Annotated in this window: 16 protein-coding genes; 8 read left to right on the forward strand and 8 right to left on the reverse strand. The window is 61.7% G+C overall.

What is annotated here, in order from left to right; genetic code table 11:
- Positions 1-70 precede the first annotated feature (70 nt).
- Positions 71-1,120, reverse strand: coding sequence for a sulfate ABC transporter substrate-binding protein (locus KHO33_RS06615; RefSeq protein WP_054034572.1), 1,050 nt, complete (start codon positions 1,118-1,120; stop codon positions 71-73).
- Positions 1,121-1,435: 315 nt separating this feature from the next.
- On the opposite strand from KHO33_RS06615, the gene lexA reads away from it, so the two are divergent.
- The 3 genes from lexA to KHO33_RS06630 all read left to right on the forward strand — a co-directional run bounded on the left by lexA (position 1,436) and on the right by KHO33_RS06630 (position 3,300).
- On the forward strand, positions 1,436-2,086 hold the full coding sequence (gene lexA / locus KHO33_RS06620) for a transcriptional repressor LexA (protein ID WP_054034573.1): 651 nt from the start codon (positions 1,436-1,438) through the stop codon (positions 2,084-2,086).
- A gap of 59 nt (positions 2,087-2,145) precedes the next feature.
- A complete protein-coding gene (locus KHO33_RS06625; RefSeq protein WP_054034574.1) occupies positions 2,146-2,496 on the forward strand; it encodes a hypothetical protein in 351 nt (116 codons plus the stop codon).
- Between the two features lie 162 nt (positions 2,497-2,658).
- A complete protein-coding gene (locus KHO33_RS06630; protein WP_200564495.1) occupies positions 2,659-3,300 on the forward strand; it encodes a DUF2939 domain-containing protein in 642 nt (213 codons plus the stop codon).
- Between the two features lie 133 nt (positions 3,301-3,433).
- Here KHO33_RS06630 and KHO33_RS06635 read toward each other — a convergent pair whose 3' ends face one another.
- Positions 3,434-3,901: a universal stress protein gene (locus KHO33_RS06635; RefSeq protein ID WP_054034575.1), complete on the reverse strand. Its 468-nt coding sequence runs from the start codon at positions 3,899-3,901 to the stop codon at positions 3,434-3,436.
- A 274-nt stretch (positions 3,902-4,175) separates the two neighbouring features.
- On the opposite strand from KHO33_RS06635, the gene nodI reads away from it, so the two are divergent.
- The gene (nodI, locus tag KHO33_RS06640; RefSeq protein ID WP_054034576.1) at positions 4,176-5,090 is read left to right on the forward strand and encodes a nodulation factor ABC transporter ATP-binding protein NodI; all 915 of its coding nucleotides are present in this window, start codon (positions 4,176-4,178) and stop codon (positions 5,088-5,090) included.
- A 63-nt stretch (positions 5,091-5,153) separates the two neighbouring features.
- Positions 5,154-5,981 (forward strand): ABC transporter permease, encoded by an 828-nt coding sequence (locus KHO33_RS06645; protein WP_200564494.1) that lies wholly within the window; start codon positions 5,154-5,156, stop codon positions 5,979-5,981.
- Positions 5,982-6,844: 863 nt separating this feature from the next.
- On the opposite strand, the gene KHO33_RS06650 is transcribed toward KHO33_RS06645, so the two are convergent.
- Together KHO33_RS06650 and KHO33_RS06655 are read right to left on the reverse strand one after the other, a co-directional pair.
- On the reverse strand, positions 6,845-7,267 hold the full coding sequence (locus tag KHO33_RS06650; protein WP_054034577.1) for a hypothetical protein: 423 nt from the start codon (positions 7,265-7,267) through the stop codon (positions 6,845-6,847).
- 192 nt (positions 7,268-7,459) lie between these two features.
- On the reverse strand, positions 7,460-8,419 hold the full coding sequence (locus KHO33_RS06655) for a LysR family transcriptional regulator (protein ID WP_054034578.1): 960 nt from the start codon (positions 8,417-8,419) through the stop codon (positions 7,460-7,462).
- Between the two features lie 203 nt (positions 8,420-8,622).
- On the opposite strand from KHO33_RS06655, the gene KHO33_RS06660 reads away from it, so the two are divergent.
- Positions 8,623-10,035 (forward strand): M20 family metallopeptidase, encoded by a 1,413-nt coding sequence (locus tag KHO33_RS06660; protein ID WP_054034579.1) that lies wholly within the window; start codon positions 8,623-8,625, stop codon positions 10,033-10,035.
- A gap of 72 nt (positions 10,036-10,107) precedes the next feature.
- A complete protein-coding gene (locus KHO33_RS06665) occupies positions 10,108-11,391 on the forward strand; it encodes an MFS transporter (RefSeq protein WP_054034580.1) in 1,284 nt (427 codons plus the stop codon).
- A 77-nt stretch (positions 11,392-11,468) separates the two neighbouring features.
- Here KHO33_RS06665 and KHO33_RS06670 read toward each other — a convergent pair whose 3' ends face one another.
- Complete coding sequence (locus KHO33_RS06670) at positions 11,469-12,521, reverse strand: NADP(H)-dependent aldo-keto reductase (protein ID WP_054034581.1); 1,053 nt, start codon at positions 12,519-12,521, stop codon at positions 11,469-11,471.
- 138 nt (positions 12,522-12,659) lie between these two features.
- On the opposite strand from KHO33_RS06670, the gene KHO33_RS06675 reads away from it, so the two are divergent.
- Positions 12,660-12,872 (forward strand): DUF3820 family protein, encoded by a 213-nt coding sequence (locus tag KHO33_RS06675; protein WP_054034582.1) that lies wholly within the window; start codon positions 12,660-12,662, stop codon positions 12,870-12,872.
- Here KHO33_RS06675 and KHO33_RS06680 read toward each other — a convergent pair.
- The 3 genes from KHO33_RS06680 to KHO33_RS06690 all read right to left on the reverse strand — a co-directional run bounded on the left by KHO33_RS06680 (position 12,858) and on the right by KHO33_RS06690 (position 15,789).
- Positions 12,858-13,517: a trimeric intracellular cation channel family protein gene (locus KHO33_RS06680; protein WP_200564493.1), complete on the reverse strand. Its 660-nt coding sequence runs from the start codon at positions 13,515-13,517 to the stop codon at positions 12,858-12,860. The genes KHO33_RS06675 and KHO33_RS06680 overlap by 15 nt on opposite strands.
- 107 nt (positions 13,518-13,624) lie before the next feature.
- Positions 13,625-14,200 (reverse strand): adenylyl-sulfate kinase, encoded by a 576-nt coding sequence (gene cysC, locus KHO33_RS06685; RefSeq protein WP_128576092.1) that lies wholly within the window; start codon positions 14,198-14,200, stop codon positions 13,625-13,627.
- Positions 14,197-15,789, reverse strand: coding sequence for a tetratricopeptide repeat-containing sulfotransferase family protein (locus KHO33_RS06690; RefSeq protein ID WP_200564492.1), 1,593 nt, complete (start codon positions 15,787-15,789; stop codon positions 14,197-14,199). The genes cysC and KHO33_RS06690 overlap by 4 nt, the downstream gene beginning before the upstream one ends.
- Positions 15,790-15,980 lie beyond the last annotated feature (191 nt).

Genomic DNA, 15,980 nt, shown 5'->3' on the forward strand with positions numbered 1-15,980 from the left:
TTTCTGGCGAAGTGTGACTACGCGCTCAACTGCGGCGTCTAACTGTGCATCTGGTCCGGCTGACTACCCGTTACTGCGGCGAGTAGATCGAATCGAACACACCGCCGTCGGCAAAGTGCGTCTTCTGCGCGTTCGCCCAGCCGCCGAACGAATCGTCCACCGTGTACAACTTCAGCTTCGGGAACTTCGAGGTCAGCTCGGCCGGCACCTTGCTCGAACGCGGACGGTAGAAGTTCTTCGCGGCGATTTCCTGACCTTCCTCGCTGTACAGGAAGTTCAGATACGCTTCCGCTACCTTGCGCGTGCCGTGCTTGTCGACCACCTTGTCCACCACCGCAACCGGCGGCTCGGCCAGAATGCTCACCGACGGCACGACGATTTCAAACTTCTCCGGACCGAATTCCTTCAGGGAGAGGAACGCCTCGTTTTCCCACGCGATCAGCACGTCGCCGATACCGCGTTGCACGAAGCTGGTGGTCGCGCCACGCGCGCCCGAATCCAGCACGCCGGCATTCTTATAGAGCTTGCCGACGAACTCCTTGGCCTTCTGGTCATTGCCGCCCGGCTGATGTTCAGCATAGGCCCATGCGGCCAGGTAGTTCCAGCGCGCGCCACCCGACGTCTTCGGATTCGGCGTCACGATCGACACACCCGGCTTGATCAGATCGTCCCAATCCTTGATGTGCTTCGGATTACCCTTGCGTACCAGAAACACGATCGTCGACGTGTACGGCGACGCGTTGTCCGGCAAACGTTTTTGCCAGCCCTTGTCGAGCAAACCCTTGTTGGCCAGCGCGTCGATATCATAGGCAAGCGCCAAGGTCACGACGTCCGCCTGCAAACCGTCCAGCACCGAGCGTGCTTGCGCACCCGAGCCGCCGTGCGACTGCTTGAAGGTGATCGTCTCGCCCGTTTTCGCCTTCCATTCCTTGCCGAATGCCTGGTTGACGTCCTGGTACAGCTCGCGTGTCGGGTCGTACGACACGTTCAGCAGCGTCGTGTCGGCTGCCTGTGCCTGAACCGTGACGCCGACCGCGGCGATCGTACCGACTGCGCCGAATGCGAGCGCCGCGATAAGTTTTCTGGTCTTGCCTGCCAGCCCCGTGCCCTGATGGTTCATTCCAACTTTCTCCGCGTTGTTGTCCGCTGAAACAGCGTGTGGTGTTGTTTTGCGTCGCGGTCACGTGCACATGAGCGCCAACTCGAAGGGCAGTCTATCGAAGAGCTTTCATCATTAAAAATAATGTTTCTTCATTCTTTAATACGCAAAAGTGGTAATGACGGCCGGATAAGGCGTTGCGGCACGCAAACGGGTGTTAAAGCGTCCATTTACGACGCTGGAACGCCACCCCAGGACACGAACTTAAAGTAAAGCTTGAATTGCGCGGAATACTGTATAAAAATACAGGCACCTGTTCATACATACAGTGGCGCCATGACCAAACTCACCGCACGACAGCAGCAGGTTTTCGATCTGATCCGCCGGGCCATCGAACGCACCGGCTTTCCGCCCACCCGCGCGGAGATCGCCGCCGAGCTGGGTTTCAGCTCGGCCAACTCGGCAGAAGAGCATCTGCGCGCCCTCGCCCGCAAGGGCGTGATCGAACTGGCGGCCGGCGCATCGCGTGGTATTCGCCTGCTGGGCGGATCGGAAGATTCTCCGTACCAGTTCACGCTGCCGCACGCCAGCATCATGCAACTGTCGTTGCCGCTGATCGGCCGCGTTGCCGCGGGTAGCCCGATCCTCGCGCAGGAACATATCTCGCAGCACTACGCGTGCGATCCGGCACTGTTCTCGAGCAAGCCGGACTACCTGCTGAAGGTACGTGGGCTGTCCATGCGCGACGCGGGCATCTTCGACGGCGACCTGCTCGCCGTGCAGAAGAAAAGCGAAGCCAAAGACGGCCAGATCATCATCGCGCGGCTTGGCGACGACGTGACGGTCAAGCGCTTGAAGCGCCGCCCGAACGGTATCGAGCTGATCGCCGAGAACCCTGATTACGACAACATCTTCGTTGAAACCGGCAGCGCGGAATTTGCGCTCGAGGGCATCGCCGTCGGGCTGATCCGCCCGGGCGAGTTCTAACTGCCCACTCGTACGCCAAACCCAAAGCTGCCCCAACGTTGAATCGCCTGGAGAGACTCATGGAACGCCTTGCCCGCCTGCTGCCTTTTCGCCAGTTCGGTCGTTTGCGTCATCTGCGCAAGCTGGTGCCGTGTTCGCTGATCGAGGCGTCCTCCGCCAGTACTCCATCGCTATCGCTGTTCGACGCGGCCGCCGGCGTATCGGGCTTGCCGTCCTCGTTGCCGGCTTTTGCTCGCGTGTCGTTGAATTCGGGGCTGAATACGGCTGAACCCGCACGCCGTGCGCCGGTACGCGTGTATCACGGACCGTCGCGGCTGATCATGGTCGGCACGGTAGACGCGGTGTGCCGCATGATCGATCGTTGCATCGCCGATGAAGCCAACGTGCACGGCGCGGTGTTCGAGTCATAAGCTGCATTGCGCGTGCACCGCATTCCATTGCGGCTGCACGACGCGCGACACCCGGCGTATGTTGTTCACCCGCTAACGCCGTTTCGGATATCGCATCGCCTGGGATCGTTTTTGCGTGGCCGCGGTCCACGTTAGATCACACCTGATGGAGAGTCCCACTCGATGGCAGTTTCAACACGCACGAAACGCAGCGCCGCCCGGCCACTGATCGTCACCTTGATTGTGATTGTGGTGATTGCCGCGTTGGGGTTCTGTTACGCGTCGCCTTATATGGCGCTGAATACCCTCAAACGCGCGGCGGATGCGCGTGATGCGCAAACCGTCAATGAATACGTCGACTTTCCCGCGTTGCGCGAGAGCCTGAAGCAGCAGGTCACCGGCCTGCTGACGCGCCGGCTCGACGGGCAAGGCAACGGCAATCCGCTCGCGGCGATTGGCGCGATGATCGGCGTGGCCTTGATCGGTCCGCTGGTCGACGCTTATGCAACACCCGACGGTGTCGCGGCATTGCTGAACGGCATGCCGCCGCGCGGCAACCCGGGCGAGCGCCCTCCTGTTCCGGCTGGCGCCGGAAATCCGCCGGCCGCCACCGCGGCGGCACCCGAACCGGCGCCCGCTGTTGCGGGCAACAACGGAAACAGCGCCACGCCGCCACAACCGCCGCAAACCACGGCGGGCTACCGCGGCCTTAATGAGTTCGTCGTCAGCTATCAGCATGGTGCTGGTGACGCGCGTTACTCGGCGATCTTGCGGCGCGAAGGCTTGTTCACATGGAAGCTGGCGGCGGTTAATCTGAACGAGTGATCGCCCGGCGCTCGCTATCGACTTGAGCGTATGAGCGAATCACAGTTTGGCCGAAGCGAACGCGGCGATCGCTTCGGCCACATGGCTCATTCAACTCATTCAATCCAGTCCACGCGCTTCGCCCCGCCGTGCGTCAGGCCGCCGCCGCTTGCTGCTGCTCCTGCGCGGAAGAGCACGCCACCAGAATGCTGCACGAGACCCGATCGAGCAGCGGGGTATTGCCCGCGCCCATCCACCATCGTGATAGCCCGGTGCGGCAACGATGGCCGACCACCACGAGGTCGACATGCAATTCGTTAGCGAGATTGGCGATCTCGTCGATCGGATGGCCAAACGCAAAATGTCCTTGCGCGGTCACGCCGCGTTCGGTGAGCCAGTCCACCCCTTCCTGCAGGATGTCGCGAGCTGTTTTTTCGAAACTGCCGCAGGCCACATCGGTCAGCAGGCCCGCGCTTTGCGCAATGCTCGAGCGCATGTCGACCACTGATAGTAAGTGCGTTTCCGCCTTCAGATCCAACGCCAGGTCGGCGCCGCAACGTAACGCTTTGCGGCCTTCGCGCGAGCCGTCGTAGCACAGCAGGATTTTCTGGTAGCTCGCCATGATTTTTCTCCCATCCGCGAGGAACGCGGTCTGAATGAATCATGGTGCGCCGCAATTCAGGTTGCAAGGGATGGAAAACGCTAAGTGCGCCCTAAACCGGTGCGCGCTGGATTTGTGGCGGGTTTGGGCTGGGTTTGAGTCACCCACGAGCCTTTGCCGCAGCGCAAGAAACGCCGCCGGCGCATCCGGTGGCGATCAATTCCTCGCTGCCGATGCCATAGAATGAGCGGCCTTGCCGGCCATTTGCGTCTTTTCCCGGAGCCTCGATCGATCCATGTCTGAAGCCGCCATTGAATTCCACCAGGTTAAAAAAAGCTACGGCGATAAGACGGTCGTCGACGGACTGTCGTTTCATGTCAACGCCGGCGAATGTTTCGGCCTGCTGGGCCCGAATGGCGCAGGCAAGACCACCACGTTGCGCATGCTGCTCGGCATCGCCGCACCGGATGCCGGCACGATCCGCCTGTGCGGCGAGCCGATTCCCGGCCGCGCGCGTGTGGCCCGGGCGCGTGTCGGCGTCGTGCCTCAGTTCGACAATCTCGATCCCGATTTCACAGTCCGCGAAAACCTGCTGGTGTTCGGCCGCTACTTCAGTCTGAGCGCCGCGCAATGCCGCGAGATGGTGCCGTCGCTGCTCGAATTCGCGCGACTCGAGAGCAAGGCGGATGCACGTGTGAGCGAACTGTCGGGCGGCATGAAGCGGCGCCTGACGCTGGCTCGCGCGCTCGTCAACGATCCCGACGTGCTGATCATGGACGAGCCGACCACCGGCCTCGATCCGCAAGCGCGCCACCTGATCTGGGAACGGCTGCGCTCGCTGCTTGCACGTGGCAAGACCATTCTTCTGACCACGCACTTCATGGAAGAAGCCGAACGGCTGTGCCACCGCCTCTGCGTAATCGAGGAAGGCCGCAAGATCGCCGAAGGCGCGCCGAGGGCACTGATCGCATCCGAGATCGGCTGTGATGTGATCGAAATCTTCGGACCCGATCCGGTTGCGTTGCGCGACGAATTGGCGCCGCTTGTCGAGCGCACCGAGATCAGTGGCGAGACGCTCTTCTGCTATGTGAACGACGCACAGCCCGTGCATGCCCGGCTCAAGCAACGCGCCGATCTGCGCTACCTGCATCGTCCCGCGAATCTGGAAGATGTGTTCCTGCGTCTGACCGGGCGCGAAATGCAGGACTGACGCGTACCGACATCGGCTCAGCTCGCAATCCTCTACAGCTATAACGACACGGCAAGAGACACAATGGACGCACGCACTTACGAACCGCACGGCGAGACACCGCCGAAGCAGGAGACCTTCGCCGCTTTCCCGGCCAACGCCGTCAACTGGATTGCGGTGTGGCGCCGCAACTATCTTGTCTGGCGCAAGCTCGCGATTGCGTCGATGTTCGGCAATCTTGCCGATCCAATGATCTACCTGTTCGGCTTGGGTTTTGGACTTGGGCTGATGGTCGGGCACGTCGACGGCGTGTCGTATATCGCGTTTCTTGCTGCGGGCACGGTGGCATCGAGCGTGATGATGTCGGCGAGTTTCGAGTCGATGTATTCGGGTTTTTCGCGCATGCACGTACAGCGCACGTGGGAGGCGATCATGCATACGCCGCTCACGCTCGGCGACATCGTGCTTGGCGAGGTGATGTGGGCGGGCAGCAAGTCGATGCTATCGGGCGCGGCGATCATGCTGGTCGCTGGGGGTCTCGGCTATGCGAATTTTCCATCGATGTTGCTGGCGTTGCCGGTGATCGTGCTGACGGGGCTCGCGTTCGCGAGTGTCGCGATGGTGGTGACGGCGCTGGCTCCGTCGTATGACTTTTTTATGTTTTATCAGACGTTGGTGTTGACGCCGATGTTGCTGTTGTCTGGGGTGTTCTTTCCTGTTTCACAGTTGCCGGCTGCGGCGCGGGTAGTGACTGGGCTTTTGCCGTTGGCGCATGCAGTTGATCTGATTCGGCCGGCTATGCTGGGGCGGCCTGTTGATGGGGCGGTTTTGCATGTTGCCGTGCTGGTGGTTTATGCGGTGGGTGGGTTTGTTGTTTCGGCGGTTTTGTTTCGGCGGAGGATGATGAAGTAGGGGTTTGGGGTTGGGGCCTATGGCCGGTTTTTTTTTGCCTGCGCGGCGCTTTTGTCAGTGTTCCTGGGGCTTTGGCCTTTCCTTGTTTTGTTAGTGGTCTATTAGTGTTGCCCCTGTGCGGGGCGGCACTTACTTTCTTTGCCGCAGCAAAGAAAGATAAGCAAAGAAAGCGGCTCAAACCGCCAATGCTAAGTGGGCACCGTAGCCTGCAAGTGGTAGTGGTGCATCTGGAATCCGTGTTCTCGCGCGTTCAGCGTTAGTGACAAAGGTGTCATCAGCTCCCACTCCGCACTGCGTGCGTCGCGGACGGGTTTGCATGGGAAACCACGGGCTTCGGTTGAGGTCCGTGGGGGCCGTCGGCTTCGCCTCGGCGACACGCCCCTGCACTCACACGGAAACCCTACTTAAAATCATATGTCGGTATGCCGCAATCACGGGCACGATCACTATCGCAGTCGCAGTCGCAGTCACAGTCACAGTTGCGGTTGCGGTTGCAATCACAGTGGCTGTGCAATGACGAGCCGCGGCTCGATGGCAAGGCATGAGCGCCAAAACGTAGCGGGTGGTTTTAAGAAGTACTCTTCGGCGCGCGCAGCGCCGCCGGAAGTATGACGCCCTTGTCACTGGCGCGTGCAGGTGCACGAACACAGATTCCAGATGCACCACTACCCTGAGCGAGCTGCGGGACCCGCTTAGCAGGGGTTTCTAGCCGCTTTCTTTTGCCTACTTTTCTTTGCGGCGGCAAAGAAAAGTAGGTGCCGCCCCGCACAGGGGCAACGCTAATAGACCACTAACAAATCAAGGAAAGGCCAAAGCCCTAAGAACACTGACAAAAGCGCCACGCAGGCAAAAAACCTCAAACCTTAATCCTCATCATCCGTCCACGGAATATCAACATCAGAAATAAAAGCCACCGTCGCAAACGGCCCCCCATCCTGACGCCCGATCTTCCCATCAGCCCGTTGCCATTCAACTCTGAACACCGTCGCCGGATCATCGGCAATCAACCGCACCGTCCGAACCTCATCCGGGTCCTGCTCCTCGACAGGGCCATCAAGCGACACCTGCAATTCCTGCGGCCACAACCCATCAGTCGGATCGTAAATCTTGTCGCCGTCCGGAATCAGCGTGAATGCCTCCACGCCAATCGTCGCCGATGCCTCGACGATCATCTTGCCCAACGCGCGCAGCAACGCCGTCGCCCGTGCCGAGTTGGCCTGGCGAATTGCAAGATCCCCGCGCGTCAGCGCCTGCTCAAGTTTTGGGTTTGTTTTTTGTTGCGCCATTCGATGTCCTGAGTCCTATCGCTCTGTTGTGGACGGCACGCCTGTTCATCACGCACCGTGCTCCATTTTTCGGGCTGAATCCTACCACTGGTATGGGCCACAGCACCGCCAGCCGCGCAGCAGAGGCCGACCAACCCGCCCCGTCCCCACAGTTTAGGTCGTGATTCGCCGTCCGGCAGGGAGATTTGCCTTTCAACGCGCTTCGCCGCGCTTTCGAGCCGGCTTTGGCACTGCAGCATTCGTGGGCCTGGCGCCGCCGATTTCTGCGATGAGGTGGTCGCGGAACGCCTTCACCGACGGCGGCAACTCCCGTCCAGCCATCGTCTGCACCTGGATGCTGCGCTGGCGCAGTTGTGGATGCGTCAGCGGCATCGCGACGAAGCCGTCGCCGGCGTAACGGTCGCGCACCGACAGCAGCCCCGTGAACATGATCGCCCCGGACTTCTGCGCGTAACGGTACATCGCGCCGCTATTGTTGCAGGTGAGATCGGGCTCGAGCAGCACGCCTTCAAGCGCGCAAGTGATATCGATCAACTGCCGGATCGTCGTGCCAGGCTCTGGCAGCACCAGCGGATAGCGCTGCAGTTCAGCGAGCGACACCTTCGCGCGCCCGGCCAGCGGATGATCGGCGCGCAGCAGCGCCAGCACCGGCGCCCGCTCGGTGTGTTCGACCTTGACGCCCTTTTCCGGCGCGAGACTGAACGTCAGCGCGAGATCGGCGTCGCCATCGCGCACCCGGCGAGTGGCCTCGCCCGGCGGCATCACGGAGAGCGTGAAGTCGATCCCGGGGTAGTGATGGCGGAACGCCGCCATCGCGCTGGGCAGGAAATCCGCGGCGAACCCCTCCGAACTGGCGACCTTGATCATGCTGCCGTGCAAGGCCTCGAGGCCGCCGATCTCCTTCATCACATGCTCCGCCTCAAGCAGGCTGCGCTGCGCGTAGGCGAGCAGACGCTCGCCCGCCTCGGAGAGCGACATGCCGCGCGGCCGCCGCTCGAACAGCGCGACGCCGAGATCGCTTTCGAGCCGCGCGATCTGCCGGCTGATCGCCGACACGGCCACATGCAGCCGCGCAGACGCGTCGCTAATCGAGCCGGTGCGCGCCACTTCGACGAAATAGCGCAATGCGATGCCGTGTAATGAAAGTGCCATGGGCGATGCCTTTTGCAAGCTGATGTGGCCGTGTATCAGTGTATCGAGCTTTGCCTTTTCGGCAACACAAGCTTCGAAAGACGATCATTGTGACAAAAATAACGGCCTCCTAGAATCGTTTCGAAGCTGATGGCCGCGAACCAGACGTGCCACGCACGGTGCCGCGTCGCCGCCATCCCCCGTACCCCGCATCGGAGACAGATATGAGCCGCAATCAGGCCATCGAACACGCAACGCATCATTTTGAATCAGGCGCCTTCCTCGAGAAGCTCAACCGGCGCGTCGGATTTCGCACCGAGAGTCAGGAAAACGATCGCGCGGCTACGTTGCTGTCGTACCTGACCGACGAGATCACGCCCGAAGTCGAAGGGCTCGGCTTCAGCACACGCATCGTCGATAACCCGGCGGAAGGATTCGGGCCGTTCCTGTTCGCCAATCGTCACGAAGACGACCATCTGCCCACCGTACTGATCTACGGCCACGGCGACGTCGTGCGCGGCTATGACAGCCAGTGGCGCGCGCCGCTTACACCCTGGGCCGTGACGATCGAAGGCGAACGCTGGTATGGCCGCGGCACCGCCGACAACAAAGGCCAGCACACCATCAATCTCGCCGCGCTAGCGAGCGTGCTGGCCGCGCGTGACGGCAAGCTCGGCTTCAACGCAAAGCTGCTGATCGAGATGGGCGAGGAAACCGGCTCGCCGGGGCTCGACGCGATCTGCCACAAACATAAAGAAGAACTGGCCGCGGATGTGCTGATCGCCTCCGACGGTCCGCGCCTCGCCGCGCGCCGCCCCACCGTGTTCCTCGGTTCGCGCGGCTCGGTGAACTTCAAGCTCTCGCTGAATCTGCGCGACGGCGCGCACCACTCGGGCAACTGGGGCGGTCTGCTGCGCAACCCGGCCACCGTGCTGGCGAACGTACTTGCAAGCCTCGTCGATGCGCGTGGCGTAATCGCTGTCGACGGCTTGCGTCCGCCGCCGATTCCGGAAGCGGTGCGTCGCGCATTGGCGGATATCACGGTAGGCGGCGGTCCGAACGATCCGGCCGTCGACGATAACTGGGGCGAACCCGGCCTCACGCCGCCAGAACGTGTGTTCGGCTGGAACAGCTTCGAAGTGCTGGCGTTCAAGGCCGGCAACCCCGAAAACCCGGTCAATGCGATTCCGTCGTCCGCGTTCGCGCATTGCCAGTTGCGCTTCGTGGTCGGCACCGACTGGGAAAACCTGGAACAGCACCTGCGCAAGCATCTGGATGCGAATGGCTTCTCGTTCGTCGAGATCAGCGTCGAGCGCGGTGCGCCGGCCACGCGTCTGAATCCCGACGATCCGTGGGTCACGTGGGCCATCGCCTCGCTCGAACAGACCACCGGTAAGAAAACGGCAGTGCTGCCGAATCTCGGCGGCACGCTGCCCAACGAAGTGTTCGCCGACACGCTCGGCCTGCCGACCATCTGGGTGCCGCATTCGTACCCGGCCTGCTCCCAGCATGCGCCGAACGAGCATCTGCTCGGACCGGTGGTGCGCGAGGGTCTGCAGATCATGGCGGGGCTCTTCTGGGATCTCGGCGAGAACTCGCCGCACTCAACCGCAACGACCCCACAAGCCGCGGCCTGAGCGATCAACGCAGTACGCCTGCCGCCCATCCGCCGTTAACTGTTAGCCGCATCCGCCACGAGGCACGCCACGATGAGCACGTCCACCTTGCAAGCCAGCGCCGCGCGGCCGTCCGCCGCAAAGGCCCATCGCATCATTCTCGCGGCGTCGATCGGCAATGCGCTCGAATGGTTCGACCTCGTCGTCTATGGATTTTTCGCGGTGACGATCGCGAAGCTGTTTTTCCCGGCGAGCACCGAAGCGATTTCCTTGATGCTCACGCTCGGCACCTTCGGCATCTCGTACATGATCCGGCCGCTCGGTGGACTCGTGCTCGGCTCCCTCGCGGATCGTGCGGGGCGCAAAGTGTCGCTGCTGTTGTCGATCGGCTTGATGATGATCGGCACGTTGACGATCGCCGTGATGCCGCCGTATGCCGCAATCGGTTTGTGGGCGCCGGCCGGCATCATGCTGTCGCGGCTCGTTCAAGGCTTCTCGGCGGGCGGCGAGTTCGGCGCTTCCACCGCGTTTCTGGTCGAGCATGCACCCGAGCGGCGCGGCTTCATGGGCAGCTGGCAGTTCGCCAGCCAGGGCATGGCAACACTGCTCGCCTCCGGCTTCGGCGCGTTGCTGACGAGCCAGCTCACGTCGGCGCAACTCGAATCGTGGGGCTGGCGTATTCCGTTTCTGTTCGGCCTCGCGATCGGCCCGGTCGGCTTCTATATTCGCCGTTACGTGGATGAAGGCGCCGAGTTCAACACGGAGCCGAAAACCCGCACGCCGCTGCGCGATCTGTTCGGCACGCAGAAGGTCCGCATGCTGCTCGCGGTCGGCTCGCTGGTCATTTCGACCGCGGCCAACTACATGATTCTGTACATGCCGACCTATGCGATCAAGCAACTGCATTTGCCCGCTTCGACCGGCTTCTCGGCGACACTCGCAACGGGAATCGTGCTAACGGTGCTGACGCCGTTCGCCGGCCATCTGTCCGATAGCATGGGACGCATCCGCATCATGGCCGTCGCCGCGACGTTGATGCTGTTCACGGTCTATCCGACCTTCGTATATATGAATGCGCATCCGTCATTCGCCACGATGCTGCTGGCGTTGATCTGGATCGGCGTATTGAAGGCGACGTACTTCGGCGCACTGCCCGCGCTGATGTCGGAGATTTTCCCGACGCAGACACGCGCAACCGGTCTCGCGGTCAGCTACAACATCGGCGTGACGGTGTTCGGCGGCTTTGCGCCCTTCGTGATCACCTGGCTGATCGACGCGAGCGGCAACAAGCTCGCGCCCGGCTTCTATCTGATGTTCTGCGCGGTGGTGAGTTTGCTGGCGCTCAATGCAGTGCGCTCGACGCTGAAGATTCGCTGAGCGAGCCTCGGCGACGTTGATTAAACTCGAGGCAAGCAAGGCGCGGATCAACTCGCCTTGCCGCCCCTGCAGCTACGTCAAGGCGCCGGATTCGGCTGCAACTCATGCAGCTTGTCGATCTCCGCGAGCACTTCGGGCGAGAGTTTCACCTCAGCACTGCCGATGTTTTCCTTCAACTGATCGAGCGACGTCGCGCCGATCAGATTGCTCGTCAGGAACGGCCGGCTATTGACGAAGGCCAGCGCGAACTGCGCGGGCGACAAACCGTGACGCTTAGCCAGTTCCACATAGCGCGTGGTTGCCTGAATCGCCTGCGGCTTGCTGTAGCGTTGAAAGCGCTCGAACAGCGTGATACGGGCGCCATCCGGACGCGCGCCGCCTTCATACTTGCCCGACAACCAGCCGAAGGCCAGCGGCGAATACGCAAGCAGACCAATGTTGTCGCGGTGCGCGTATTCGGACAGACCCACTTCGTACGTGCGGTTCAACAGGCTATACGGATTCTGGATACTGACGATGCGCGGCAAGCCGAGCTTTTCCGCCGCGCGCAAAAACTGCGCGACGCCCCAAGGCGTTTCGTTCGACACGCCGATATGGCGAATCTTGCCTGCCTTGACGAATTCGGCGAGCACCGACAGCGTTTCTTCGATCGGCACCGTATATTCGTCATCGACCCACGGATAGGCGGGACGACCGAACGTCATCGTGCTGCGATCCGGCCAGTGCAGTTGATACAGATCGACATAGTCCGTTTGCAGACGCTTCAAGCTATCGTTGAGCGCCTCGGTCAGGTTCTTGCGGTCGAACTGGTTGCCCTCGCCGCGAATATGGCGCGGATTGTGCGGTTGACGCGCCGGGCCGGCGATTTTGGTGGCCAGCACGATCTTCTCGCGCGCGCTGCGATGCTGTGCGATCCACGTGCCGATATAGCGCTCGGTCGAGCCTTGCGTCTCGGGACGTGGCGGCACCGGGTACATTTCCGCGGCGTCGATCAGATTGACACCATGATCGAGCGCGTAATCGATCTGCGCGTGCGCTTCCTGCTCGGTATTCTGCTCGCCCCATGTCATGGTGCCGAGACCGATCAGGCTAACCTTCACATCCGAGTCGCCGAGTCTGCGGTATTCCATCGAACCTGTCCTGTTGATTGTGAAAACGGAAACGCTGACGTTACCATGCCCGCGCGATGCCTGCAGCGCAGCTAAAATGCTGCTTCAGCGAGCGCTCACACCACCTCGCTCAATGAACTTTCCGTCGACCCACTTGCGATGAATCCCGAACACCTCGAACTGCTGGTCACGCGCGTGATGCCTTACGGAAAATACAAAGGCCGGCTGATCGCGGATCTGCCCGGCCACTATCTGAACTGGTTTGCGAGCCAGGGCTTTCCGCCAGGGGAAATCGGCCGACTGCTGGCGTTGATGCACGAGATCGACCACAACGGTCTGTCGTCGCTGATCGAGCCGTTACGCAACCGCTGAGAGCGACGCCTTCGGCAGATGCCAGCCATAGGTGACGGCGAGCACGCGCAAGACAAAGCACACCGCGCCGCCTGCCAAAGCCGCGACGCCCGGCGGCAAGCCGGCGCGCCGCGCGATCACCACAACGAATGCGCCGGCAAAAGCAGCGGTCGCATAGATGTCGGCATGCAGCACCAGCGGCACGCGCGCCATCAGCACGTCGCGGATCACCCCGCCGCCCACACCGGTGATGGTGCCCATCAGCATCGCGATAAACGGACGGATCCCGAACAGCAGCGCTTTCTCTACGCCCGCGACGGCAAAGAGCGCGAGGCCGGCGGCGTCGAGCACGGTAATCAGCGCGACAGGAAATTGCTGCACTGTCGAATGGAAAATGAACGTGAGCAGACCGGTGACGAACGTCAAGGCCGGATAACGCCAGTCGCGTATCGCGTTAGGCGGTGAATCGCCGATCAACAAGTCGCGGATCACCCCGCCGCCGAGCGCCGCGACAAACGAGATCACCATCACGCCCAGCAGATCGAGACCGCCGCGCATCGCGCTCAGCGCTCCCTCGATTGCGAAAACAACCGTGCCGGCCAGATCGGCCGCGAGAACGAGCGTTTCGACTTTCGGCTTTATTTTTTGTATCGACAATGTCGGCATCGACGCATCACCATTTCCGTCTACGAGTAGGCGAAAAGGTATAGCGAAACGCGCCGCGCCGGGTGGAAAATTTGCGTGGCCAAATACAGGCACACGCCTCGCGCTGACTATTTCGCGAGACGAGGTCTGCCGAGCCCGCTTTCTTCCCTCGGCAGGCAACCCATGGCGCTCAGGTGCATAAGCAGGCGGCCTACTGCCTCTTCGATCGACACGCGATCGGTTTCGATCATGACGTCGGGGTCAAGCGGCACATCGTACGGTCCTGAAACCCCCGTGAAATTGGGTATCTCACCGCGCCGCGCACGCACGTAGAGACCTTTTACATCACGCGCTTCGCACACCGTCAGCGGCGCATTAACGAACACTTCAACAAAGCCAGCGCCGACGATCTCGCGAGCCATGCGCCGATGTTCATGCTCGGGCGAGATCACCGCGACAATCGCGATGAAGCCCTGCTGCATGACCAACGCCGCGACTTGCGCGATTCGCCGCAGATTTTCGGCGCGATCCTCGGGCGTGAAGCCGAGGCCCGCGGTCAGGCCGCGCCGCAGCACGTCACCGTCGAGCACGATCGAAACATGTCCGGCTTCTTTCAGACGCTGATGCAACGCCTCGGCCACGGTCGATTTACCGGCGCCGGACAAGCCGGTCATCCAGATGACGGCTCCACGCGTTGCGCTCACGATTTCCGCTCCGTCCGGTTGCCCGCTGTCCCGGCATTTGCCAAAGGCGCCCGCTCCTGCCCGCTGACGCTGCCTGCCGGCGCCAATTCTGGTCCGAGACCGTCGAACAAGGGCTGCAGCAACGCCTGCTGCGGCTGCCAGCGTTGCAGCGACGTCTTGTAGAGCGGACGGCGCACCTGTGCCGCGCTTGCCGTGTTCACCTGCCGCGTAGTCTCGTGAAACGCCAGACAGCGCTCGTCCCAGTCGAGCCCGCAATGCGCGAGCAGGCGGCGGACATTCCCTTCGAAATCTTCGATCAATTCTTCGTATTTGACTTCGATCATCGTGCCCTCGGGTAACACGCGCTGCCAATGGGCCATCAATGCGTCGTACGCACGATAGTAGCGGCCCAGTTCACCAAGATCGTAGCTGAACGGCACGTCATGAAAAATTCGAGAAAAAATCGACAGACAACTTTGCAACGGCGAGCGGCTGCTATGAATGAAGCGCGCATTCGGCAACGCCAGATGAATCAGCCCGACGTTGATGAAATTGAACGGGTATTTGTCGGTGAAGCGCGCGTAGCCTGGCGTTGCGTTTTGCATTTCCGGGAGCGACGTCCGCATGAGGCGCAAATAGTCGGCGCCGAGCGTGCGCAATTGCGCGGGGCCGACGCCCTGCAAGGCTTCGATATCGATACGCAAGGGATCGTCGAGATCGCGGCCGATGCAGTTCACCAGCGCCTCGCCGAATTCCGTGCGCTCACCCGCGCCGAAAACCTGCGGATGACTCGCGAGAATCTGTTCGATCAGTGTCGACCCCGAGCGTGGCATGCCGACGATAAAGATCGGTGCGTCCGACGCATCGCCCTGACCGCGCCTCGCCGCCAGCACCTCTGAAGTCAGGAGTTCCGGCAAATGCGCGAACAGACCGAGCGACGCGGCTTCGTCATAACGCACGCCGGCGCGGTACAGCGCGTTGCCCTTCAGGAAGTGATCGAACGACGCGTCGTTGCGGCCCAAATCGGACAGCGCCTGACCATACGCGAAGTGAATCTCCGCCTGATTGGCGGGTGTGAGCGAGGCGGCCTCGCCGACGAGTTGCTCCAGCGTGGCGAACACCGGATCGTCGGCGCCAAGGCGCTTGGACTGCACGAAGTTGCGGTAATACAGCGGCACCTGCGGAGCGGCCTCGATCGCGCGGCGATAGGCTTCGTGAGACTCGTTGAAACGACCGAGAGACTGCAGGCAGTTGCCCATGTTGTTGTACGAACCGTCGGCTTTGGGATTCAGCCGGACTGCTTCGCGATACGCGTCTACCGCCTGCTCGAGTCGATGCATCTGCTCGAGCGACCAGCCGAGGCCGTGACGCAAATCGGTGTTGCGCGGATCGAGCCCGATCCCTTCGTGATAGCGAACGACGGCTTCGGGAAAACGGTTCAGCGCGGCGAGCGTCGCGGCGAGACGCTCAAGGACGACGACATCGGCGGGATCGAGTGAGCGCGCTGCTTCGAAACATTGGAGTGCGGCCGGAAGATCGCCGCGAGCGGCACAGGCGTCGCCTTCGGCGCGCCATGCTGATGCAGTCGCAGGCTGTGGATCGTGCTTCATTGACGGCCAGGTTCTTGCAGGCTTCGCATCAGGCGGCCCGGGCAATGTGGAGTGCGTTCTTCTTCGTCCAGCGTCAGCACCAGCATGAGTCTGGATTCAAAGGGAAATTGTCTGACGGGAAAGTATCAGGCGCGCCCTACAGTTACGTTGCGAAAATTTAACCAACTGTTACAGCGCGATGAATCCGTCAT

The organism is Paraburkholderia nemoris (assembly GCF_905221015.1).
GTDB lineage: Bacteria > Pseudomonadota > Gammaproteobacteria > Burkholderiales > Burkholderiaceae > Paraburkholderia > Paraburkholderia nemoris.